22 protein-coding genes are annotated in these 23,788 nt (G+C 61.2%); 15 read left to right on the top strand and 7 right to left on the bottom strand.

All coding sequences use genetic code 11. The annotated features are described in order from the left end of the window. On the top strand, positions 1 to 1,092 hold the full coding sequence (locus AC6I6S_RS17275; protein WP_497951868.1) for an ABC transporter ATP-binding protein: 1,092 nt from the start codon (positions 1 to 3) through the stop codon (positions 1,090 to 1,092). Further along, positions 1,089 to 2,372, top strand: coding sequence for an ABC transporter ATP-binding protein (locus AC6I6S_RS17270; RefSeq protein WP_497951866.1), 1,284 nt, complete (start codon positions 1,089 to 1,091; stop codon positions 2,370 to 2,372). The genes AC6I6S_RS17275 and AC6I6S_RS17270 overlap by 4 nt, the downstream gene beginning before the upstream one ends. Positions 2,373 to 2,420: 48 nt before the next feature. Here the strand turns inward: AC6I6S_RS17270 and AC6I6S_RS17265 are convergent, their stop codons facing one another. After that, on the bottom strand, positions 2,421 to 2,939 hold the full coding sequence (locus AC6I6S_RS17265; protein ID WP_497951864.1) for a DUF7974 family protein: 519 nt from the start codon (positions 2,937 to 2,939) through the stop codon (positions 2,421 to 2,423). Positions 2,940 to 3,027: 88 nt separating this feature from the next. Between AC6I6S_RS17265 and AC6I6S_RS17260 the strand changes: the two genes are divergently transcribed. After that, the gene (locus AC6I6S_RS17260; RefSeq protein ID WP_497951862.1) at positions 3,028 to 3,417 is read left to right on the top strand and encodes a cupin domain-containing protein; all 390 of its coding nucleotides are present in this window, start codon (positions 3,028 to 3,030) and stop codon (positions 3,415 to 3,417) included. Between the two features lie 21 nt (positions 3,418 to 3,438). Here the strand turns inward: AC6I6S_RS17260 and AC6I6S_RS17255 are convergent, their stop codons facing one another. Further along, a complete protein-coding gene (locus AC6I6S_RS17255; protein WP_497951860.1) occupies positions 3,439 to 3,972 on the bottom strand; it encodes a cupin domain-containing protein in 534 nt (177 codons plus the stop codon). Between the two features lie 174 nt (positions 3,973 to 4,146). On the opposite strand from AC6I6S_RS17255, the gene AC6I6S_RS17250 reads away from it, so the two are divergent. Next, positions 4,147 to 5,220, top strand: a complete 1,074-nt coding sequence (locus AC6I6S_RS17250) for a M42 family metallopeptidase (RefSeq protein ID WP_497951859.1) — start codon at positions 4,147 to 4,149, stop codon at positions 5,218 to 5,220. A gap of 81 nt (positions 5,221 to 5,301) precedes the next feature. On the opposite strand, the gene AC6I6S_RS17245 is transcribed toward AC6I6S_RS17250, so the two are convergent. Then, the gene (locus AC6I6S_RS17245) at positions 5,302 to 6,129 is read right to left on the bottom strand and encodes an SDR family NAD(P)-dependent oxidoreductase (RefSeq protein WP_497951858.1); all 828 of its coding nucleotides are present in this window, start codon (positions 6,127 to 6,129) and stop codon (positions 5,302 to 5,304) included. A 163-nt stretch (positions 6,130 to 6,292) separates the two neighbouring features. Between AC6I6S_RS17245 and AC6I6S_RS17240 the strand changes: the two genes are divergently transcribed. From AC6I6S_RS17240 to AC6I6S_RS17225, 4 genes are all read left to right on the top strand, one after another. Further along, positions 6,293 to 7,609, top strand: coding sequence for an aspartate aminotransferase family protein (locus tag AC6I6S_RS17240; RefSeq protein WP_497951857.1), 1,317 nt, complete (start codon positions 6,293 to 6,295; stop codon positions 7,607 to 7,609). Positions 7,610 to 7,768: 159 nt separating this feature from the next. Next, positions 7,769 to 9,175, top strand: a complete 1,407-nt coding sequence (gene gcvPA / locus AC6I6S_RS17235) for an aminomethyl-transferring glycine dehydrogenase subunit GcvPA (protein WP_497951855.1) — start codon at positions 7,769 to 7,771, stop codon at positions 9,173 to 9,175. Beyond that, on the top strand, positions 9,172 to 10,809 hold the full coding sequence (gene gcvPB / locus AC6I6S_RS17230; protein ID WP_497951854.1) for an aminomethyl-transferring glycine dehydrogenase subunit GcvPB: 1,638 nt from the start codon (positions 9,172 to 9,174) through the stop codon (positions 10,807 to 10,809). The genes gcvPA and gcvPB overlap by 4 nt, the downstream gene beginning before the upstream one ends. A gap of 140 nt (positions 10,810 to 10,949) precedes the next feature. Next, complete coding sequence (locus tag AC6I6S_RS17225; protein WP_497951853.1) at positions 10,950 to 11,975, top strand: ornithine cyclodeaminase family protein; 1,026 nt, start codon at positions 10,950 to 10,952, stop codon at positions 11,973 to 11,975. Positions 11,976 to 12,005: 30 nt separating this feature from the next. On the opposite strand, the gene AC6I6S_RS17220 is transcribed toward AC6I6S_RS17225, so the two are convergent. Then, entirely contained in the window at positions 12,006 to 12,767 is a 762-nt protein-coding gene (locus AC6I6S_RS17220; RefSeq protein WP_497951852.1) for an SDR family NAD(P)-dependent oxidoreductase, read from the bottom strand. Positions 12,768 to 12,947: 180 nt separating this feature from the next. Further along, on the bottom strand, positions 12,948 to 13,883 hold the full coding sequence (locus AC6I6S_RS17215) for a TIGR03619 family F420-dependent LLM class oxidoreductase (protein WP_497951851.1): 936 nt from the start codon (positions 13,881 to 13,883) through the stop codon (positions 12,948 to 12,950). Between the two features lie 114 nt (positions 13,884 to 13,997). Here AC6I6S_RS17215 and AC6I6S_RS17210 point away from each other — a divergent pair, with 114 nt between their 5' ends. Next, positions 13,998 to 14,417, top strand: a complete 420-nt coding sequence (locus tag AC6I6S_RS17210) for a nuclear transport factor 2 family protein (RefSeq protein ID WP_497951849.1) — start codon at positions 13,998 to 14,000, stop codon at positions 14,415 to 14,417. A gap of 51 nt (positions 14,418 to 14,468) precedes the next feature. Further along, positions 14,469 to 15,242 carry an SDR family oxidoreductase gene (locus AC6I6S_RS17205; RefSeq protein WP_497951848.1) on the top strand — a complete coding sequence of 258 codons (774 nt, stop codon included), beginning with the start codon at positions 14,469 to 14,471 and terminating at the stop codon, positions 15,240 to 15,242. A 17-nt stretch (positions 15,243 to 15,259) separates the two neighbouring features. Here AC6I6S_RS17205 and AC6I6S_RS17200 read toward each other — a convergent pair whose 3' ends face one another. Further along, positions 15,260 to 15,898 carry an EthD family reductase gene (locus AC6I6S_RS17200; RefSeq protein WP_497951847.1) on the bottom strand — a complete coding sequence of 213 codons (639 nt, stop codon included), beginning with the start codon at positions 15,896 to 15,898 and terminating at the stop codon, positions 15,260 to 15,262. 206 nt (positions 15,899 to 16,104) lie between these two features. On the opposite strand from AC6I6S_RS17200, the gene AC6I6S_RS17195 reads away from it, so the two are divergent. Genes AC6I6S_RS17195 through AC6I6S_RS17185 form a run of 3 tightly spaced genes read left to right on the top strand, consistent with a single transcriptional unit; the run spans position 16,105 to position 19,057 of the window. Then, on the top strand, positions 16,105 to 17,019 hold the full coding sequence (locus tag AC6I6S_RS17195; RefSeq protein ID WP_497951845.1) for an ABC transporter permease: 915 nt from the start codon (positions 16,105 to 16,107) through the stop codon (positions 17,017 to 17,019). 2 nt (positions 17,020 to 17,021) lie between these two features. Next, positions 17,022 to 18,050 (top strand): ABC transporter ATP-binding protein, encoded by a 1,029-nt coding sequence (locus tag AC6I6S_RS17190; protein ID WP_497951844.1) that lies wholly within the window; start codon positions 17,022 to 17,024, stop codon positions 18,048 to 18,050. Beyond that, complete coding sequence (locus tag AC6I6S_RS17185) at positions 18,047 to 19,057, top strand: ABC transporter ATP-binding protein (RefSeq protein ID WP_497951843.1); 1,011 nt, start codon at positions 18,047 to 18,049, stop codon at positions 19,055 to 19,057. Before AC6I6S_RS17190 ends, AC6I6S_RS17185 begins: the two co-directional genes overlap by 4 nt. A 172-nt stretch (positions 19,058 to 19,229) precedes the next feature. Here the strand turns inward: AC6I6S_RS17185 and AC6I6S_RS17180 are convergent, their stop codons facing one another. Next, positions 19,230 to 20,171, bottom strand: coding sequence for an ABC transporter permease (locus tag AC6I6S_RS17180; RefSeq protein ID WP_497951842.1), 942 nt, complete (start codon positions 20,169 to 20,171; stop codon positions 19,230 to 19,232). 205 nt (positions 20,172 to 20,376) lie between these two features. Here AC6I6S_RS17180 and AC6I6S_RS17175 point away from each other — a divergent pair, with 205 nt between their 5' ends. Further along, positions 20,377 to 22,035, top strand: coding sequence for an ABC transporter substrate-binding protein (locus AC6I6S_RS17175; RefSeq protein WP_497951841.1), 1,659 nt, complete (start codon positions 20,377 to 20,379; stop codon positions 22,033 to 22,035). Between the two features lie 136 nt (positions 22,036 to 22,171). Continuing rightward, a complete protein-coding gene (locus tag AC6I6S_RS17170; protein WP_497951839.1) occupies positions 22,172 to 23,788 on the top strand; it encodes a DUF885 domain-containing protein in 1,617 nt (538 codons plus the stop codon).

Here is a 23,788-nt window from a genome sequence, read left to right as displayed (position 1 = left end):
ATGACAGATGATATACTACTCTCGGTAGACGGACTCAAAACGCAGTTCTACACTGAACAGGGCGTCGTCAGGGCAGTCGACGAAATATCGTTCGACGTCAGGGAAGGCGAAATCGTCGGCATCGTCGGTGAATCCGGTGCCGGAAAGAGCGTCGCGATTCGAAGCATCATGCGGATGGTCCACCCGCCGGGTGAGATCGTCGCCGGAGAGATCACGTTCAAAGGCGAGACGTTGTTCGCCGTTGAGGAGGGGGAAGACAACACCGCCTCACTCCGGGACGACGTTCTCAGCAATGAAGCGATGCGAACGAAGATCCGTGGAAAAGAGATCGCGATGATTTTCCAGGACCCGATGGAGAGTCTCAACCCCGTGTATACTGTCGGGGGACAACTCCGCGAGTTCATCGAGTTGAACACCGACTACTCGGGCGCCGGGGCCAAAGAGCGTGCGATCGAAATGCTTCACAAGGTCGGTATTCCGGAGGCTGAAGAACGGTATTCAGAGTACCCTCACCAGTTCAGCGGTGGCATGCGCCAACGGGTGCTGATCGCGATGGCGCTCGCGTGTGAACCGAGTTTGATCATCGCAGACGAACCCACCACCGCTCTCGACGTCACTATCGAAGGCCAAATTATCGAACTCGTGAAGGAACTACAGGACGAGTTCCAGACGAGTTTTATCTGGGTTACACACGACATGGGCGTTGTCGCGGAGATCTGTGATCGGGTCAACGTCATGTATCTCGGCCAGATCGCAGAACAGGCGGAAGTTCGAAACCTGTTTCACGAAACGAAACACCCGTACACGCAGGCGCTGCTGAACTCGATTCCCCGCCCGGATCAGACGATCGATCGGGTCGAGCCGATCAAGGGAACGATTCCAAAAGCGATCAATCCGCCGCGAGGCTGTCGGTTCCACACTCGGTGTCCGTACGCCAGGTCGGCGTGTCGAGAGATCAATCCCGAACTCGAGCGGTTCGGAGAAACCGGTGGAATCGCACACAGCGCAGCCTGCATCAAATACGACAATCCGGAGTACGACGGATCGGAACCGATTCCCAACGCGGCCAGAACACAGGAGGGATACCAATGAGTAAGACTGTCGGCGAGGTGCCCCGGCCCACGACTGCTGACGATGCGATCCTCCGATTAGAGGGTGTCTCGAAACACTTCGACGTAAAGGAGGGGATGATCGAGGGGGTGCGAAACCGACTGGGGAACAAAGAACCCCAGAAAGTTCGTGCCGTCGAGGACATCTCCTTCGAGATCGGTGCGGGACAGACGTTCGGGCTGGTCGGCGAATCCGGCTGTGGCAAGAGTACGCTCGCTCGAGCGATCCTGCAACTGATCAGACCCACGGAGGGTAGTGTCTACTTCCAGGGTGACGACCTCTGTGGGCTGTCACAGCGGGAGATCCGTGCCAAACGTCGGAACATGCAGATGGTCTTTCAGGACCCACAATCCTCACTGGACCCACGGTTGAAAGTCGGGAAGATCATCGAAGAGCCGATGGAGGCCCACGGGATCCTTGACGCCGAGGGGCGCGAGGAGAAAGCACGGGAGCTGCTGACGAAGGTCGGTCTCTCACAGGACCATTACAACCGGTATCCGCACGCCTTTTCGGGCGGACAGCGACAGCGCATCAACCTCGCTCGAGCCCTGAGCGTCGAACCGGATCTGGTCGTCTGTGACGAACCCGTCTCCGCGCTCGACGTCTCCGTTCAGGCCCAGGTGCTCAACGTGATGAAAGACCTCCAGGAAGAGTTCGACCTCACCTACCTTATCATCAGTCACGATCTCAGCGTCATTCGGTACATCTGCGATCGCATCGCGGTGATGTACCTGGGTCACATCGTCGAACTAGGCGGGAAAGAGGAGCTATTCGACGACCCGAAACATCCGTACACGAAGGCGCTGTTGAACTCGATCCCGATCCCCGATCCGGATCTGACCGAGGTGCGAAGCATCATCCGCGGGGAGGTCCCGAGCCCGATCGACCCGCCATCGGGCTGTCGGTTCCGAACCCGGTGCCCGTCCGTGATCCCGAACGAGGAGTATTCGTTCACCGACGACGCCTGGGAGGCGCTCTTCGAGTACATCCGACGCGTCGACTACCGTGAAATCGATCCACGCTCCCCGGAGCAGGGCTACACGGAACGGTTCAGCGGGGTGCAGTTCGATGACGAGGTCGAACGGACGGTTCGAGCGTCACTCGAGTACGTCTGTAACGAGGAGTGGGAGCCCGCGAAAGAACTCCTCTACGACGAGTTCATCAGGACGAGTATCTGCGCCAGGGACCGACCGCAGTACGTCCTCGACGGTGCCGACGGCGCTGACGGCCGGTATGTAGAGTGTCATCTCTACCGGGAGTGACGGAACCGGCCGTTTCTGGCCCGTGGGATGTGACCCACGCTGGCGCAATTATTCGATTTCGATCGTCGTCGTCGCGGTCAGCCGTGAACCGGCCGACCGTGCGTCGATAAACGCAGCGATTTCGTGCGATCCGTTCTCGGAAGGGACCCATCGCGTGGGGCTGCCGCTCCGTTTGAACCGACCATCCCAGACTCGCCGGATCCGTTTGACCTCCCCAGCCCGAAAGCCGAGGTCGTTCCCGATGTCGCGGCGGTACTCGAGGTCGTTGCTCGCCGCCGGTTCGCCGTCGACGGTCCACCCCCACTGCCTGGACGTCGGCGTCTCGATCCGGACCGGGGCGGGCAGTCGGTTCGCGAACGTGATGTCGATCACGATCGGTTCACCGGAGCGGTACGTTTGCTTGTCAGTCCTCACCGAGACGGAGACGCCCCTGATCGCGAGCCACTGAGGGACGAGCGGCGCCATGATCGCAGAGAGATAGTTCTTCGTCTCACTGAATCCGTACTGGTCGCCGCTCTCGCGTCGGCTTCGACCGGACCGAGAATCCGAGCGTCGTGAGGGGGACATAGATATCGTATCTGTATACTGAAAGTGAGGCCAAATAAGCATCGTGGCTGGCGGTATCTATTTGCGAGTCGGGCCGAATCACATCGCCATGGGATACCATACGATCTCGGTCGAAGACATTCCCGCCCACTCGAGCCACGAGTGCGATCGGCGTTCGCTTTCGGCAGTTCTCGATCTGGATCACGTCGGAATGAGTGTCTACACGGCCGAGCCAGGCGAACAGATACCGCAGCACTACCACCTCCACACGACTCAGGAGGAGATCTTTTTCGTCCTCGAGGGCGAGTTACACGTCGAAACGCCCGACCGAGAGTTCGTCGTCAGTGAGGACGAACTCTTCGTCGTCGAACCCGGGAACTTCCACCGGGCGTTCAACGCCGACGACGCCACGAGCCCGGTCCGCGTGATCGCAGTCAGCGGGCCGAACGTCCGCGATGGGAAACTGCACGAAAGCGATCCGGAACACAACTCTCGCTGACCTGCTTCGTCACCAAGTCGGTCACTCCTCCGACGCTGGCTCGCCCTCCCAGTAGTCGACGGGATCGGACTGCCGGAAGTACTCGTTGAACGGGTCGCCGGAGAGCGTTCCTGATGCCGATCCCGCGAACGCACCGATCTTGTCCGAATCGGGGTAGATCGAAATCTCCGGCTCGATCATGGTCGAAAAGCAGAGGTATCGTAACTCCGAATCGGAGTCGTTGATCACTCGACGGGCGAACTGCTCGCCGGTCGGAAAGGTGAAGTAATCGCCGGCCTCGAGGGTCGTCGTGCCACCCTCCGCCCGCAGGGTGCCTTTGCCCTCGAGGACGTAGATCGCTTCCTCGTTGGCAGTGTGGTAGTGGTACGGCCAGGATTTCTTTCCCGGCGGAATTGCATAGAGGCTACAGCCGAGCTGTTCACCACCTGCGTGTGCGGCCAGTTTCTTTCGTTTGATATCGAATCCGGTCCGGTGGGAGTTGGTACGCCACTCGAGATCATCGGCGTTGACGTGCCGTGACCGTGCATCCTCAGTGGTCGGTTGATCGTCGCTCATCGTCGTTTCGTATTACGCCCCGGTGGGCATAACCCTATATGCTCCCGTTGTATGACGCCGCTTTGTGAGGTCACTCGCTTTCGCGCGAGGGCGGATGTTAGAACCTGCACCGACATTGCGGAGATTTTCGTACGCAACACGTATACTTACCTCCTCGGTCGCGAGAGATTGGCTATGCCAGAGGAGTTCGACCTGGAGCTATTACAGCGGCTGACAGCAGCAACCGGTCCCGTCGGCTACGAAGGGCCCGTTCGAGAAATCGTCGAACAGGAGTTGCGGGCGGCGACCGATACGGTTCGGACCGACGCGATGGGCAACGTCGTGGGAACGATTCACGGGGATTCCGACTACCGTGTCGTCGTCGCCGCACACATGGACGAGTGGGGCTGGATCGTCGAGAGCGTCACGGACGACGGGTTCCTCAACGTCAAGATTCTCGGCGGGACGAACCCCAGTACGGCCCGCTCACAGCGCGTGACCGTCAGAACGCAGAGCGAGGAACTCACCGGCATCATCGGCGCGGTGCCGCCACACATGCTCGAGGAAGAAGACCTCGACATGACTCCGAAAAAACGCCGACAGTCGGTCTGGGACGTCGAAGACGTCGTCATCGAACTGGGACGGCCGGCGGAGGAGGTCCGTGAACTCGTCTCGCCTGGTGACGTCGTCTCGCTCAAACAGGAGACGATCAAGATGGGAGATCACGTGACCGGTAAAGCATTCGACAACCGGGCACTCGTCTTCAGCATGATCGAGGCGGCCCGTCGAATCGAGGATCCCGACGTCACGATCGACTTCGCAGCGACCACCCAGGAGGAAGTCGGCCTCCGCGGGGCGGAGGCGCTCGCGACCGACCTCGATCCCGATCTGGCGATCGCACTCGACGTCACGCTGGCGACCGATCAGCCGTACTACGAGGAGGACGACCACATCAGCGAGACCGGCGAGGGAACGGCGATCAAGGTCATGGACCGGCGCACACTGACGAACCCCGAAGTCTACCGGCGAATGCAACGAGTCGCCGATGACGACGGAATTCCGTATCAACTCGAGTTACACTCCTCGGGCGGGACCGACGCCGGCGCGTTCCAGAGCACGAACGGAGCAACACCGGTGGGTGCGATCCTTCTCCCAACGCGGAACATCCACTCCGACACCGCGAGCGCACACGTCGACGATCTGACGGCGACGATCGACCTGCTCACGCGGTTCCTCGAGACTGAAACGGGCGACGACTACATTCCGTAGGCCAGTGCACTCCCGTTGCGGCGAGAACCCCGTCGCACAGACCGAAAGCGAAACGAACGGGGGAGAGAACGCCGCGGGCGGTTAGTCGCCTTTCGACCCCCAGCCGAACGCCAATACCCCACCGTCCGCGTTGAGTATCTCCCCGGTGAGATAGTGGTCTCCGCGGGCGAGAAAGGCCACGCAGGATGCGATCTCTTCCCCAGTTCCCTTCCGATCGAGCGGGATCCGGTTCAGGATCTCCTGGTCGTCGTCTAGAACGTACTGTGGCCAGGAACGGTCCCCACTGTCGTACTCATCGGGAATCCGGACGCGCTCGTCTGAGATCAGCTCCGTCCCGCCGATATACCCCGGCGCGACGGCGTTGACCTGAATTCCATCCTCGGCGAGTTCTACCGCTAGCGCCTTCGTCAGGTTGTTTATCGCCCCTTTCGAAGCACAGTAGGCCGCACGACCCTGCAACGGTGTCGTCCCCAGCATACTGGAGACGTTGATGATGTGGCCGCCGTCGCCTTGCTCGAGCATTCGTTTCCCGACCAACTGCGCACAGAAGAAGGTGCCAGTGAGGTTGACCGACAGCTCGTCTTCCCACTCCTCCGGTGTCACCTCCATGATCGGAACCACGGATTCGACCCCGGCGTTGTTGACGAGGATGTCGATCTGATCGAACTCGGAGACGGTCGCGGATACGAGATGTTCGATGTCCTCAACGGCGGAAATGTCGGCTTCGACCGCAAGAGCGCGTCCGCCCTCGTCTCGGATCTCCGCGGCCGTCCGCTCCGCTCGCTCGAGCGAGCGGGAGTTCGTTACGACGTTTGCACCCTCTGCTGCGAGTCGCTTGGCGATCGCCTTTCCGATACCGCTGCTCGATCCAGTTACGATCGCCGTCCGGCCGGCTACCGATTGATCCATACCCATAGATTCGAAAATCAGTACTTAGTCTTTCGCGTCGATGGCCGACCGAGTCGACGCGCCCGAAATCGGCGTAACACCGGCAATCGCCGCCCGTATCGTCGGTCCGACTGATCGACGCGAAAGATATAATTGCCGAGCACCGAAATAGATCGGATACCCGATGAGCGAGTTCACACGCGACGAAGCCACTCGTACAGCCGACGACAAACTGATGCCGGTCGTCTACGGACAACAGGACCTCGTTATCGACAGAGCCGAAGACACCCGTATCTGGGACGTCAACGGAAACGAGTACCTCGACGCGGTCGCGGGGATCGCCGTCGTCAACACCGGCCACTCGCACCCGACGGTCGTCGACGCACTCCAGGACCAGGCCGAGAAGTTCGTCCAGTCGTCGTACTACTTCTACCACGAACCGATGTCGACCCTTCTCGAGACGCTCGCTGAGAAATCACCCGGCGGTCTGAAAAACACGTTCTTCGGGAACTCCGGCGCCGAGGCGGTCGAGGGCGCGATCAAACTCGCGAAGAAGGCGACCGACTCGAGCGAACTCATCAGTCTCAGAGGTTCTTTCCACGGTCGGACACCCGGTGCGATGGCACTGACCGGCCAGAGCAAGTACACGCACACGTTCCACCCGCACATGCCCGGCGCCTACCAGATCCCGTCGCCGAACTACTACCGCTACGGCGACCGTTTCGAGAGCGAGGAGGAGTTCGGAAAGTGGGCGGCCGAGCAGATCCACGACGTGATCAAGTACGATTCGAACGACGACATCGCGGCCGTGTTCGTCGAGCCGATACAGGGCGAGGGCGGGATTATCGTCCCCCCGGAAAACTACCTGCCGTACGTCAAGGAGATCTGCGAACAGGAGGACATCCTCTTCGTCGCCGACGAAGTACAGACGGGGATGGGTCGGACCGGCGAACTCTTCGCCGTCGACCACTGGGGGGTGAAACCCGACATCATGACCCTCGCGAAGGGGATCGGGAGCGGAATGCCGTTCGGCCTGTTCATGGGAACCGAAGAAGTGAGCGACACGATGGATCCCGGCGACCACTACACCACCTACGGCGGGCATCCGATGGCGTGTGCGGCCGCCAACGCCACGTTCGACGTGATCGAATCCGAGGGACTGGTCGAAAACGCCGCGAGCGTCGGTGAGAGCGCGCTCTCGCGGCTTTCGGAGATGAAAGAGGACCACGAGTTGATCGGCGACGTCCGCGGAAAGGGGCTCCACATCGGCGTCGAACTCGTCCGGGACCGATCGACGAAGGAGGCGGCCGACGACGAGGCAGGTGCCGTCAGAGCCGAAGCCTTCAACGAGGGGCTGCTCGTCTCGCAGTGTGGCACCCACAAGAACGTCATCCGTCTCACCCCACCGCTGACCGTCTCCGCCGAGGAGATGGACGAGATGCTCGACCGCCTCGAGGCCGCTATCAAAACCGTCTCGAGCGAGACGACCGTCGAGGCCTGAGGGTCGGATCGACGCCTCGCTGCGGGGTCCACTCGGCGGATGTGTCCGCTTCTCGATGTGAGTACTACGCCCCGATTGTCGGGCGTATTCGTTTGTGAAACCAGTAGAGTGCACAGCATTGAGAAAAACCTATGTGGTGAGAGAACACCGTTCAACTGTATGTCAAGGGGTACCCACCCGTATATGCCCAACTCCTCTGCGGAGATCAAAGAGGAGATGCTCGAGGCGGTCGGGGCTGACGATATCGAGGAACTGTACGAACAGATCCCGCCGGCGCTGCGATACGACGGCGAGTTCGATCTGCCCTCCGCGACGAGCGAGCTCGAGTTACGAAAGCAGGTCACGAAGATCCTCTCGAAGAACGATTCCTGTGCCGACAACCTCAACTTCAGGGGAGCTGGCTGCTGGCAACACCACGTCCCGCCGGTCTGTGACGAAATCGCAGAGCGCCGGGAGTTTTTGACCTCTGAGTGGGGGTCGCCAGAATCGGACCAGGGGAGAAACCAGGCCTGGTTCGAGTTCTGTAGCCAGCTCGGCGAGTTACTCGAACTCGACGCAGTAGGAATGCCAGTGTACAGCTGGGGGAACGCGGCCGGGTTCGCGATGCGGCTGGCCCACCGGTTGAACGGTCGAACGGAGGTTCTCGTCCCGGAAACCATCAGTCCCGAGCGGTTGGCGGTCATCGAAAACTACAGACGGCTCGCGGGCAGCGACGAGGACCTGACAATTACGGAAATAGCCTACGACCGGGACACCGGGCGGCTGGACACGGAGGATCTGGCCGCAAAAGTGTCCGACGAGACGACGGCTGTCTACTACGAGACGCCGACGTACCTCGGGACGATCGAGTCGGCCGGCGAAGAGATCACAGACATCGCACACGAGCACGGCGCGGAGTGTATCGCCGGCGTGGACCCGATAACGCTCGGCGTTCTCGAGACGCCGGCGAATCACGGGGCCGACATCGTCGTCGGGACGACCCAGCCCCTCGGCGTCCACATGAACGCCGGTGGTGGCTGTAGCGGCTTCATCGCGAGCCGCGACGAGGAGGAGTACGTCGTCGAGTATCCGACGCTACTTCTGAGCGTCTCCGAGACGGCTAATGATGGTGAACTCGGGTTCGCGTTCATGCCCGAACAGATCGGCAGGTCGTCGTACGGCGAGCGAGAACACGGCAACGACTACACCGGGACGTCGGTGTTCCTCTGGACCATTGTGAACGCGGTCTACCTCTCGCTGCTGGGACCGAAGGGCTTTCAGGAAGTCGGAACCCTGATGATCGAACGCTCTCACTACGCCGCAGAGCGGTTGTCGGCTATCGACGGGGTCAGCGTCGAGCTCTCGCCGGAGTTCTTCAAGGAGTTCGTCGTCAATTTCGACGACGCCGAACAGTCCGCAGCGGAGATCAACGACGAGCTTCGTGAGCGAGGGATCTTCGGCGGGCAGCCCCTTGGCGAGGCGTTCCCCGAACTCGGCGATAGCGCGTTGTACTGCGTGACCGAAGTGCACGACAGGGACGAAATCGATCGGCTGGCGGCCGCGATGGACGAGGTGATCACGACATGAGTCGGAAATCCGGCGGCGACGAGCGTCCGGAGTGGGCTCGACTGGACGAACACGACGCTCGCGAGGGACAGCGGGGCGGCCTAGTTCGTGAGTACCAGGGCAAGGTCTGGGACGAACCTATGATCTTCAACATGGGACGAGAGGAGCGGCGGGCGGTCACGTTTCCCGACTCCGAGCCCGAAGTGAGAGACGAAGTCGGTGAGGCGGCCTCGTACGTACCCGATTCGGCACGCCGGGAGACCGAGCCCGAACTCCCCGAGGTTTCGAAACCCTGGGTGTTGCGCCACTATCTCCACCTGTCACAGGAGACGCTCGGATTCACCAACCTCAGTCCGTGGGGGACGTGTACGATGAAGTACGCCTCGAAACTGGGCGAACAGATCGAACGACAGGAGCTGGCAGACCTCCATCCGTTACAGGACGAGGAAACGCTTCAGGGAACGCTGGAGATCGTCCACGAACTCGAGGGGTATCTGCAGGAACTGACCGGAATGGATCGATTCTCGTTCCAGGCGGCCAGCGGGACCCAGTCCTCGTTCGTCTTTACGAACCTGCTGCGTGCGTATCTCGAGGATCGCGGCGAACTCGACCAGCGAACCGAGGTGATAACGACGTTGTACACCCACGCCTGCAGTCCGGCGACGGCTAACGTCGCGGGCTTCGACGTCGTTACGCTTCAGCCGGGTGAGAACGGCTACCCGACGACGGAAGCGCTCGAGGAAGCGGTTTCGGAGCGAACGGCCGCGTTGATGGTCGTCAACCCGAACGACCTCGGGATCTACAACCCGGAGATGAAGGAGTGGGTTGACATCGTCCACGAAGCGGGCGGGCTCTGTTTCTACGATCAGGCCAACTTCAACAGTACGATGGGGATCTCGAGAGCGGCGGATATCGGGTTCGACGCCTCCCAGTACATGTTGCACAAGACGTTCGGTAACCCGAAGGGCGGGCTCGGGCCGGCCGCCGGTGCGTTCGGCTGTACCGAGGAACTCAGCGAGTACCTGCCGGCCCCGCTCGTGACCTACGACGGGGAGCGGTACCACCTCGATGACGACCGCCCGAAGAGCATCGGGAAGGTCCGCGAGTTCTGGGGGAACGTCCCGCTGATGGTGAAAGCCTACATGTGGGTCAACGCGATGGGTGGTGACGGGATCATCGAGGGAAGTCACCTCTCCGTACTCGGGAACAACTACCTCGACGCGCTCCTCGAGGACGTTCCGGGGCTCTCGAAGTCCGTCGAGAACGTCACCCAGCACCGGATGGAGATGACTCGCCACTCGTGGGAGGAATTGGCCGAGGACACCGGTGTAAGCACCGTCGACATTCGCCGACGGCTGACCGACTTCGGTATCGACGCCTACTGGATGAGCCACGAGCCCTGGACGTACGCCGAACCGTTTACGCCCGAGATGGGCGAGATGCACTCGAAAGAGAACATCAAAACCTACGCGGAGGCGATACGCCGGATCGCAGAAGAGGCGTACGAAGACCCCGAGATGGTCAAAAACGCCCCGCATAACGGCTCGAAAGCACGGGTCGACGAAGCGCGAATCAACGACCCGGACGGGTGGGCGCTTACGTGGCGGGCGTTCCAGCGGAAGTTCCCCGAGTGGAGCGAGGCCCAGTCGAAGTAACGACCCACTCGCTCAATTTTTGCGGCAACGACCTGTTGGCCGTCTCACTCGAAACTGGGTTTTCCGGTCGCCGAACGTCGCCACCCTCGAGATAGCCGGGAGAGGAAGGATTATATGGGACACAGCGCACTGTCAGGACGATGGTAACCCAATCAGCAGCGCCGGGAGAACTCCTATTTCTGGATCGAAACGACGTGAACGCCGCACTTGACGCGGGCCCCTGTCTCGAGCGCGTCGAAGACACCTTTCGCTGGGTCGGCGACGGCCGCGTCCAGCAGTCGAACCCGTTCGATCTCGACGTCTCAGACCACAACGACGAGTACGGCCTCGGCATGGTCCAGTCGTTCCCCTCGTACGTCGAACCGCTCGCGGTCGCGGGACACAAGTGGCTGGGCTACTACGAGCGAAACGCGACGCGCGACCTCCCGACGATCAACGCTATCAACGTCCTGAGCGACGCACAGACCTCCCTTCCGCTGGCCATCATCGAGGGGCAGTCGGTGACGGCGATGCGCACCGCCGGCCATGCGGCAGTCGGAGCGAAGTACCTGGCGAGGCCGGATTCCTCCGTCGTGACTATCGTCGGCTGTGGCGATCAGGGGCGAACCCATCTCGCGATGATGGACGAACTGTTCGACCTCGAGCGGGTTCACGCCTGCGACATTAACGACGAGATCAGAAGCGGGTTCGTCGAGGAGATGTCCGAAGCCTACGACGCCGAAATCGTCGGCTACACGGACGCCCGGGAAGCGGTCAGCGGAGCTGACGTGGTCTGTACAGTCACGTCAGCGACGACCCCGATCGTCAAGGAGACGTGGATCGAACCGGGAACCCACGTGGCCGCCACAGCCGGATTCTACGATATGGAACCAACGCTCAGCAGCGAGGCGGATAAGTGGGTGGTCGGCTGGTACGAGCGCGATCTGAGCTGGATCGAGGGCGAACACGAGGACAACTGGACCGCGGACGGCTACGCGGTGGACGACGCCGACATCCACGGGGATCTGACCGAGGTGATGGCCGGCGACGTCTCCGGACGCGAGTCCGACAACGAACGGACCGTGATGACACACAAGGGGATGCCGGCGCTGGACACGGCGACGATGGATCTGGTTTATGAGCAGGCAACGGAGTCGGGACTCGGGACCTCGTTGTGGCTGTTCTGACTCGACGATCGGTCGCCTCCCGCTGAGCACTCACCGGGCGACGTACCCGCCGTCGACGTGGAGATCGACGCCGTTGACGAACGCTGCAAGGTCGCTTGCGAGGAAGAGAACGACGCCCGCGATCTCGTCGGCGGTCCCGGGGCGACCCTGCGGCGTCACCTCGAGTAAGCGCTCAGACGGCGAACTGTTGGCTCTGACCGCCGGGTCGTTGCTCATCGTCGTTTCGACGACGCCGGGGTGGACGGAGTTCGCTCGGATGCCATCGTCCGCATAGCCCACTGCGGCGTTCTTGGTCAGTACCGTCACGCCGCCTTTCGCAGCGTGGTAGGCCGCACAGTTACCGAATCCGCCCACGGTGCCGTAGATCGAAGAGATGTTGACGATACTCCCGCCGCCGCTGTCTCGGAGCAGCGGAATCGTGTGTTTCATTCCGAGCCACGTCCCCGTGAGGTCGACGCCGAGGACGTACTCCCAGCCGTCGACCGTCTCCTCGGTAATCGACTCCTGTCGGATGACTCCCGCGTTGTTGACTACCACATCCAGCCGACCGAACTCCTCCTCGATCAGGTCGACGAGTGCCTCCCAGTCGACCTCCGCTGCAACGTCCTGTTCGTAAAACACCGCCTCGCCGCCGCTGTCGGTTATCTCATCCGCCACGCCGCGTCCCTCCTCGGTCAGCACGTCGGTAAGAACGACAGTAGCACCGTGTTCGGCGAACAACTCCGCTTCGGCGCGCCCCTGACCGCGGGCTCCGCCCGTCACAAGCGCGATCTTGTTTTCGAGTAACTTCATCGTACGACACGTAGTGTCACCGCGTGCCACCGGCATAAGTGACTACTCCCACGACTTCAGTCGTGGGCTTTCTCCTCGAATCTGTGTAACGGTCTTCCGGCATCTGCGTGCCCTCGCTCGAGGAAGACGGCTCGCGACGACCGGCAAAGGGTCGGCGGTAAAAACGGCCACTGGCACCCGTTACTCGAAGGCGGGCCGGATCTCGTCTTCGAACAACTGGATCTGCTCGAGTTCTTCCTCCAGGGTGTCCGCTGCCGAACCGACGATCACCTGCGTGGTTCCCGCGTCGGCGTACGCCTTGAGATCGGCGATGATCTCCGCCGGATCGCCGGCCGACGTGTACTCGTGGTCCGCGTCCGGGTGGTCGCCGACGTGAACGCGCCGGCGCGCCGAGATTTCGGGGACGCCTTCCCGATCGAAATCGGTCCAGGCGTTCATAATTCGCTTGCGAGCGGCGTCGACCTCCTCGGCAGAGCGGTTGACGATCGTCCACCCGACGCCGAACTCCGCGACGCGGCGGAACGCGGCTCCCGAGTCCCCGCCCACCCAGATTCGCGGGCGCTCGTCACCCTCGGGGATCGGGTAGAACCCGGTCGTCTCGAAGGAGTGATGTGGGCCGTCCAGGCCGACCTCTCCCTCCGCACAGATACGTTCGTACAGACGGAGGAACTCGTCGGTTCGCGAGCCGCGTTCTTCGAACGGCACATCGAGAACGTCGAACTCGGAGGCGAGCCAGCCGGGGCCGACGCCGAACTCGAACCGACCGTTCGAAAGCGCCTCGAGGCTGAGCGCCTGCTTGGCCAGAATGATCGGCGGGCGGAGCGGAACGACGCAGATGTTCGTCCCGAATTTGATCTCGTCGGTCGCGCCGGCGAGATAGCTGAACTTCTGGAAGACGTCGACTGAGGGGTTGGTGCTGTTCGCCCAGTCCGGAACGCCGAACTGGTACTCCTCGTAGCGAAGTTCCTGTGGGATAGTGATGTGATCCCCCGTCCAGATCGTTTCGAACCCCGCTCGTTCCGCCTCCGTCGCAATGTCGATCCACGCCGACGGCTCTCCGTACTTGCTGAACCCGGGTAGTGCGTACCCGAACTCGAGGTCTGATTGTGTGCTCATGCGAGTCTTACGTTCCCAGTCGACTACTGTCGAGGGATACGCTTTACTGTTCGGGTATCGGCCGGTGACAACCCAGACAGCGGGTATTATCCCGCTGTCCACGCACGCTGTATCATGGACCTCGAGAAGACCCTCGCCGAGATAGTAGCCGAACGCGCGATTGAACGGCTGAAAATCGAATACTGCTACGCCATCGACGAGAAACGATGCGACGACTTTGTCGACCTCTTCACCGACGACGCGACGATCGATTACGCGACTCGAGACACCTATCGGGGTCGCGAAGAAATACGCGAGTTCATCGAGACGCACGTGATCGAAGCCGATAGGATGGCTCACACGGCGCTCAATCCGCGACTCGTCGTCGATGGCGATACGGCAGCCGGGACGTGGTACGGCATCGTCCTCATTTCGATCGACGAAACCACGACACTGTTCGGACAGGGGAAATACGACGAGACGTACCGCCGGACGACCGACGGGTGGAAGATAGCGTCGTTAGCGACGGAGTCACGGTTTTCCACCGAACTGTAGCGGAGTGAACCCACCGGTACAGTAATGATGGTCCTCTCGGAACCCCCAGGTATGACCGACCTCTTGCTCGACAAGACGGTAGTCGTTACCGGCGCGGCCAGCGGCAACGGCCGCGAGATAGCCATCACGAGCGCTGAACACGGAGCAGACGTGATCGTTGCGGACATCCAGTCAGAGCCCAGGGAGGGTGGGGCCCCGACTCACGAGGAGATACGTGAACGAACCGACCGGGACGCCACGTTCGTCGACTGTGACGTCACCGACGCCGCCCACCTCGAGCGGTCGATGGACGCAGCCGAGACCTATGGCGGCGTCGACGTAATGGTGAACAACGCGGGAATTCTCACGATGGGAGCAATAATGGATCTCACTGAAGACGAGTACGACACGCTGATGGACGTCAACGTCAAGGGTGTCTTTCTGGGGTGTAAAAGCGCCGCCGAACGAATGCGCGAGAATGGTGGCGGGAGTATCGTCAACATCTCGAGCACGGCGGGGATGGTCGGCATTCCGGAAAACAGCATCTACTGTGCCTCCAAAGGAGCCGTGAGACTGTTCACCTACGCGCTCGCTGCAGAACTCGGCCCCGATATCCGCGTCAACGCGGTTCATCCGGGTACGACTGAAACCCAGATGGTGACCGAGGACGTCGAGATCATCGGTACCGAGCGTGGCGCCGAGCAGGAAGGGGCAATCCCGCTCCAACGGTTCGGAAAACCGAGAGACGTTGCGAACGCAACTGTCTACCTGGCGAGCGACCTCGCAGACTACGTGACCGGCGAATCCCTCGTCGTCGACGGCGGAATTCTACAGGGCGTCAACTAGCCGGGTTTGCCCCGGACTCAGCGCGCCTCGACGACCGTCGTTTCCCACCCCGCGAACGAAATCGTCGTCTCCGAGACGTCGTCGAGGCCATCGCGGCCGGTCGGGTCGCCAGACGCGCGTTCCTCACGATATCGCTCGTAGGACGCCTCCGAGTCGAACGATCGCTTCACGACGGCATCGTACCGTGTCGTGTCCTCAACTGGTGTCGCTATGAAACACGACTCGACTGACGGATTCCGGGCTGACGCCGCCGTGACCTCCTCGAGGCGTTTTGCGAACCGATCCGGCTCGACCTCCGGACTGCGAGCGAGGACCAGCAGTTCGGAAACGGTGCGTGCTGCGGACGACGGCGTCTCGGCGTCGGTCGGTTCAGCAAGAAGATGGCGCTCCGTTCGCGCGATGAAGTTGTTTACGTCCGCCATCGCGTCCGTCTCGGCGTCTGCGCCGAGAACGCGCTCGAACGCCGACACCGAGTCGAAGGAGAGTTCCGCGACTCCGTCGAACCCCGCGGTCGGCGTGAGCGCGCGGTTCACCGAGTACCTACGCAACCCCGGTAGCTCTCGGGCGATCGATGCGTGCTCGTCGTGCCAGTACCGGACGAACTCCTCGTGAGAAAGTGCACCTTTTCGGACGAGAAACGAGGTCAGTCGTATCATGGCTTCGTATCTGCCCAGCACCGAATAAAGCTACCGCCGAGGACGAGAAGCGCGGTCGATTTGGCTCCGAACGGTATCGTTTTCCGACGGACGTCGTCTGCGATAACTCGAGGGTGGAGACAGATCGCCCCATGCACCGTCGGTGTGCTACGCTACCCCGTAACAATTATAGTGGTATGTGAATCACATTGACTCATAGCCGGTACATGAAGGCCCAACAGACGGATTCACAGGCGACGGTAACGATCGCATCCCGTTATGCACGCGCCCTTTCACTCCTCAAACGGAGCGTTCAGACACGGCTCGCACTGACGGGAATGGTCATTATCCTCGCGCTAGTGATCGTCGCGGTCTTCGCCGATTTCATCGCCCCGCACCCGCCCGGGGCGCAGTACCACGAGGCGACCCGTCATCCGCCGAGTTTGGACCCACTGTACCTGTTCGGGACGGATCAGTACGGCCGAGACATGTTCTCTCGCGTTGTCCACGGTTCGCGGTACGCGTTGTTTCTCGGCGTCGTGATCGTCGGGATCCAGATGGTGATCGGTGTCACGCTCGGACTGATCGCTGGGTACTATAAGGACTCGTACATCGAGGGGGCGATAATGCGGTTAGTCGATATCAGCCTCTCTATTCCGGATATCGTCCTCGCGCTCGCGATCGCAGGAGTGCTCGGCGGTGGGCTCGTTCCGCTCATCATTGCGGTGAGCGCGGTCGGGTGGCGCGGGTTCGCCCGCCTCGTTCGAGGTGACGTTCGGACGGTGATGGAAGACGACTACGTCAGGGCAGCACAGCTCTCGGGCGTCCGCGACGTCTCGATCATGCTTCGGCACGTGTTGCCGAACTCGATCGACAGCGTGATCGTCTATGCGACGCTGAACATCCCCACGGTGATTCTGTACGCCGCGGGGCTGTCGTTTCTCGGTCTCGGCGTCCATCCTCCGACACCGGAGTGGGGCGCGCTAATCGCCGACGGGCGCGGCGACCTCAGAGCCGCGTGGTGGATTTCGACGTTCCCGGGGTTGGCGATCATGCTCACGGTTATCGGCTTCAACGTGATCGGTGACGGTCTTCGGGAAGCGGTGGATCCACGCCAGCAGCAACTCAACCAGTCTGACTGATCATGTCCTCGCCAATACTCGAAATACGAGATCTGTCGGTACAGTTCAACACGAACGATGGCGTCGTCGAAGCGGTCGACGGCGTCTCGCTCGAGCTCGAAGCGGACGAAGTCCTCGGCGTCATCGGCGAAAGCGGCTGTGGAAAAACCGTGACCGTACTGTCGGTGATGGGGTTACTCGACTCCCCACCTGCTGAAATCACGAGCGGTGAGATCATCTTCGACGGACAGAACCTCCTCGAGCTCTCGGACGGAGAGATGAACCGCCTCAGAGGCGACGAGATCGCGATGATCTATCAGGACCCGATGTCATCGCTGAATCCGACGCTCAAAATCGGCTATCAGGTAGCTGAACCGCTGCTGATGCACACAGAGCTGTCCAAACGGGAGGCGATCGACCGTGCGATCGAAACCCTCGAGGCGTGCGGGCTGGCCGACGCCGATCGGATCGTCGACCAGTACCCCCACTCGCTCTCCGGCGGAATGCGCCAGCGCGTCGTCATCGCGATGGCGTTGATCAGCGAGCCGAGGCTGCTCGTCGCCGACGAGCCGACGACCGCCCTCGACGTCACGATTCAGGCCCAGATCATCGATCTGCTGGACGACCTGCAGCGCGAGCACGGTATGAGTATGATATTCATCACCCACGATCTACCGCTGGTGAGCGAGATCGCGGATAGAATCTCCGTGATGTACGCCGGAAACGTCGTCGAGAACTGTGCGGTCGAGGATCTCTTCCAGAACCCGCTTCACCCCTATACCCGGAAGCTCTCGGAGAGCATCCCCCGTCAGAGCCGAACGTATCACAGACTGCCGACGATCGAGGGCACCGTCCCACAGCTGATCGGCATCTCCGGCTGTCGGTTCGCCTCGCGGTGTCCCCAGTACATCGGCGGCGAGTGTGATGCCGTCAGACCGGATCTGGAACGGGTTCGAGACGGAGACGACCACGAGGTCGCCTGTCACCTGTATACCGACGCGAGCAGCGAGACGCCGCCGTGGGACGTTCCACAGTGGGAGGCGAACCAATGAATACCGCAACAGACGCCGAACGATCCCAGGAGAGTCGAGAGACGACGGTCCGAGTCGAGAATCTGAAAAAACACTACCCGATCAAAGGCGGAATCCTCAATCGAACCGTCGACCACGTTCAGGCGGTCGACGACGTCTCGTTCAGCATCAACCAGGGGGAGACTCTCGGACTGGTCGGTGAATCCGGCTGTGGCAAGAGCACGCTCGGGTTTACCATCCTCCGGATGCACGAGGCAACGGCCGGCTCGATTCAGTTCAACGGGACCGAGTTGACCGGACGCTCGTCGCGAGAACTGCGGCCGATCCGGAAGGATATGCAGCTAATCTTCCAGGATCCCGCCTCGAGCCTGGATCCGCGGATGACCGTCCAGGAGATCATCGCCGAACCGATGGGGGCGCTCACCGACTGGTCGAAAGAGCGCCGGCGCGAACGGATCGAGGAACTGATCGAACAGGTCGGACTGAGCGTCGAGCAGTTACACCGGGCGCCACACGAGTTCAGCGGCGGCCAACAACAGCGGATCGCCATCGCGAGAGCGCTGAGCGTCAATCCATCGTTCGTAGTGGCCGACGAGCCGACGAGCGCCCTGGACGTCAGCGTTCAGGCCGACATCCTCAACCTCATGATGGACCTCCAGGAGGAGTACGATCTCACGTACCTCTTCATCAGCCACGACCTGAGCGTCGTCCGCCACATCTCCGACCGCGTCGCGGTGATGTATCTCGGGGAGATGGTCGAACTCGCCGAAACGGAAACGCTGTACGAAGACCCAAAACATCCGTACACGAAGGCGTTGCTCTCGGCCGTACCGAAACCGAGTGCAGGGGGGCTCAAAGATCGGATCCTCCTCGAGGGCGACGTACCGAGCCCACAGGACCCACCGTCGGGCTGTCGGTTCCACACTCGGTGTCAGGAGTACATCGGCGACGTCTGCGAACAGGACAATCCCGAGTTGCTTCCCGAGAACCCCGACCAGCACGTCGCCTGTCATCACTACACCGACTGAGACGGCTACCCACCGACTACCGCTGTTTTGCGAGCAGTAACGCCACGCGACTGCCATCTAGAACGCGTCGATAGCCACGGCAACTCAAACAGACGAACTGAAACGGCCACCGAATCGCCGTTCTCCGGGAACGGACCGGTGCGGGAACCGTAGACACACTCGAGAGAGCGAGTTAGTCGTAAGAGATCCGCGGATCGAAATACGTGTACAGCAGGTCCACGACGAAGTTCGAGGCAAGAACGATGAGCGAGTAGACGAGGACGAGTCCCTGGACGACCGGATAATCCCGCGAGAGAGTCGCGTTGACGAGCAGCCGCCCCATCCCCGGCCAGGAGAAAACGATTTCGACGATGACCGACGCCGAAAACAGCGTCGGTACCTGAAGGCCGATGAGCGTGAGGACGGGGATCATCGCGTTTTTCATCGCGTGGGTGTAGATGAGCGTCTTCTTTCCAACGCCCTTACCGCGCGCCGTGCGAATGTAATCCTGATGGAGGACGTTCAACATCGCCGACCGCGTCATCCTGAGGAGTAACGCTGAGCGGCGTGCTCCGTTAGAGAGCGCGGGGAGAAAAATATAGGACGCCCAGGTGAGGGTCAAAACCGCACCGGCTCGTCCCGAGATGGGGAAAATCGACCAGTGAACCGAAAAGAGCAGCAAGAGCACGAGTCCGAGCCAGAACGACGGCATCGACAGCCAGAACAGCGCGAACAGCATCGATCCGGTGTCAGTCCACGTGTGCTGGCGTACGGCGCTCAGAACGCCGAGCGGAAGGGCGATGACCAGCGTGATTGCCATCGAGACGACGACCAGTTCGAGCGTAGGAGCGATTCGCGCCGCGATCATCCCCGAAACCGATTCGCCCGTACGAAGCGAACTTCCCAGATCACCCTGTAACACGCCGAACAGCCACTCGAAGTATCGTATGTGTGGCGGGCGATCCAGTCCCATTTCCCGCTCGAGTGCCTGGACGGCTTCCGGATCGGCCGTCGGACCGAGCGCGACCCGTGCGGGGCTCGCTGGGTCGAGGTAGATAATCGAGGAGATAATCACCGTGATTCCGATTATCACGGGTATCGTTATGATGAGTCTGCGGATGATGTACTTTAGCATCCTTGCTATGCGTACACGACACGTGATGCTACTATATTCGTTTCGGTGAAACAATGATCAGTTCCTGACTATCGACGACCGGACTGCTGAGAACGTGCCGTCTGAACGCTCGTCTCAACCGACACTCACCTATCAGCGCGATCACCGAATGATTTTTATAATGATATTCGCTAACAGTAGCCATATCCCGGAGGGGATGATGACAATGTACGATTCGATAGCAAGCAGTAGACGGGAGTTCATGAAGCTTACCGGTGCGGTTGGACTCGGTATCAGTGTCGGACTGGCTGGCTGCACCGACGACGTAGACGACGGGACGGCGTACAACTTCGGGCTCGGTTCCGAGATGGATACGCTCGATCCACACATCGATTCGAGTGCCCGAGGAGAAGTGGTGTTCGGGACATTTTCGGAACCGCTGTTCCATTTCGACAAAAGCGGCGACGTCATCCCCCACCTGGTTTCGGAGTACGAGATGGGCGACGACGCGATGGAGTACGTCTTCGAAATTCGGGAGGGAGTGACGTTTCACGACGGCTCGGACCTCAACGCCGAAGCCGTGGCATGGAATCTGGAACGACTGCTCAGCGACGAGAACCCGTCGGCTGCTCAACTCGGGCCAGTCGACGAAATCGAGGTGGCCGACGAGATGGAGGTCCGGGTCCACTACGAGGAGTCCTACCCGCTCCTCCCGCAGTACCTCACCTACAACACACAGACGATGACGATTCTCTCCAAGGAAGCCTACGAGGAGGCCGACGATGGCGACTGGGGCGTCTCGGAAATCGTCGGAACCGGGCCGTTCGTCTTCGAAGAGTGGGTCCGCAGCGAGGAGATCAGATTCTCGCGGTACGAGGAGTACGACTGGGGTCCCGAGTTTGCGGACAATCAAGGACCCGCACACTTCGAGGAGGTCGTGATCCGAATCATCCCCGAGGGGACGACCCTCACGAGCGAACTGACCGACGGGAGCCTCCACGCCTCAAGTTACGTTCCCACGAGCGATCTCAGCACCGTCGACGACCACGACGAGACGTCGGTCGAACGGACCGAAGGGGTGTCAGTCCTTGCCGTTCCGTTCAACCTCAACAACGAACCGGTAAACGAACTCGAGGTTCGCCAGGCGGTCGCACACGCGATCGACCGCGAAGCCGTCGTAAGTACGGCGATCGACGGCGAAGGGTTCCCGCTGTACGACCACGTGCCACCGTCGATACCCGGCGCGTGGGACCCCGAGGAAGCGGCGGACCGAGCGATCGGGTACGATCCGGACGCTGCCCGCGACCTGCTCGAGGAAGCCGGCTGGACGAACGACGAGGAGGGCGAAGTCAGAACTCGCGATGGCGAGGAGCTAAACGTCCTGTACCGGGCGGTCGACATCGACCACTACGAGGAGATGGCGATCGTGGTCGGGCCGATGCTCGAGGCCGTCGGATTCGACGTGGATATCGAAATCAATGAAATCGGGACCTACTGGGACCAGCTCGAGGAGGGGAACTACGACCTCAAATCCGCGGAGCACTGGGCGGTCGCGGCGCCCGCCGACACGCTTTACGATGCGTTGCACTCCTCGCTCATCACGACACCGAACGGTGGGACGAACTATCCGAACCTGGAAGACGACGAGGTCGACGACCTTCTCAACCAAGCGTTACGGAGCCCGGACGAGGACGATCGACTGGAAGCGGTCCGGGAAATCCAGGAACTGTATCACGAGAACGTCTGGTACACACCGGTGTTCGGTTTCGACAGGTCGTTCGGCTACAAGAACTCGCTGAACGGCACGGAGAGCTTCTTCGACCACGAGATGTGGGGCGACCAGTTCTATCTCGACCGACTCGAGTTCAGTCTCGAAGACGAGTAACGCCCGTGGGCGCCCTCTTCCAACGAGCCGTTCCCGCACGTTTTCAGGGATTTTTCTCGCCCAGTGGCTGTCCAGCGGTGCTCGCCAGCCGAATTTCTAGGTACGCTTATGGGTGGCTGGTCCGTCGGATACTACCATGTCGTCATTTAACACGACCGTCGACGAGTTCCTACGGGCGTACTGGGAACACGACCCAGTCGAAGCCACGCGTGCCGGGATTCACGACTACGACCATCTCCTGCCGTCGTACGGTCCCACAGAGGGCGCGGCGTGGAACGAAACGATCGAGACGTTCGCCAATCAGTTTCGCTCGTTCGACACCGACGAGCTCACCCACGAGCAGACACTCGACAGGCGCTGGGCACTGGCCGTTCTCGAAGAGTTGTCCATCACACAGGAGCTCGAATACTGGAAGCGCTCGCCGCGATTCTACCTGGATTCGCTCGGCGACGGATATCACGATCTGCTGCTCGGCGAGTTCGCCCCGCCGGAAACTCGTCTGGAAGCCCTTCTCGAGCGCCTGAACGCGACGCCGGCGTTCCTGGCAACGGCTCGATCGAACATCGAACCCGAGCAGACGCCGCCGATCTGGATCGAAGACGGGCTGGTAACGACGGAAACCCTCACGCAGTTCGTCACCGAGGGGATCCCCGAGGCAGCAGCCGACGTCCCGCAACTCGAGGACGAACTGGTCGCCGCCTGTGAGACGACAGCAGCGGCCCTCGAGGAGTTCGCCAGCGCACTCCGCGAACTCGAAGCAGACGCCGAGGGGGAGTTCGCTATCGGCCGGGAGCGGTTCGATCGGCTGCTCCAGGAGTACCACCTCCTGGAGATGGATAGCGACGACCTCTACGAGTTCGGCACGGAGTGGATCGACCGCTACGAGCGAGAGATGGAGGAAGTCGCAGCGCAGATAGCGCCCGGTGCGGACTGGGTGACAGCGCTGGAGTCGGTTAAAGACGACCACCCGGAGGCCGGCGAACTGCGACAGGCGTACGAAGACGAGACGCTGCTCGCCCGAGAGCACTGTCTCGAACACGACCTCATCACGTTTCCGGAGGGCGAGACGGTCGATATCGAGTGGATGCCGTCGTTCATGCGGGAGTCGTATCCGATCGCGAAACCGTGGACGACCTCGCAGTTCGAGGACGGCCTGTACGGAAAGTGGTACATAACGCCGGTCGATCCGGAGGCGCCGTCGGAGGACCAGGAAGCTCACCTCCGAGACAACAGCTGGGCGTGGATACGAGGAATCGCCCAGCACGAGATGTATCCGGGCCATCACCTGCATATGGCCATCCACAAGGGGGTGGCGACGCCGCTTCGATTGCAGTTCAGGAGCCCGGTCTTCATCGAAGGCTGGGGACTGTATACCGAAGAACTGTTCTACGAAACCGGGTTCCTGGCGGAACCGGACCTTCGTCTCATGCAGCTCCGAAACGGGCTCTGGCGCGCCGTCCGGATCGTCATCGACACCGGCCTCCACACTCGCGGACTATCCCCCGAGGAAGCGGTCGACATGCTGGTCGACCATGCGCGACTCGAGCGCCGGTGGGCGCGCAGTGAGGTCCGGCGGTACACGCGACGCCCAACGTATCCGTCGTCGTACCGCCTCGGTCTCTCTTCACTGATGGACCTGCGGGAGGCATACGAGGAAAAACACGGAGACGACTTCGATCGCAAGTCGTTCCACGACGACCTGATGTCGTACAGTATGCTTCCGCTAAGCATGGTCGCAGAAGAACTGCTCTGA

The organism is Natrononativus sp. DTA114 (genome assembly GCF_059736515.1).
This window is presented reverse-complemented; position numbering and strand designations above follow the sequence as displayed.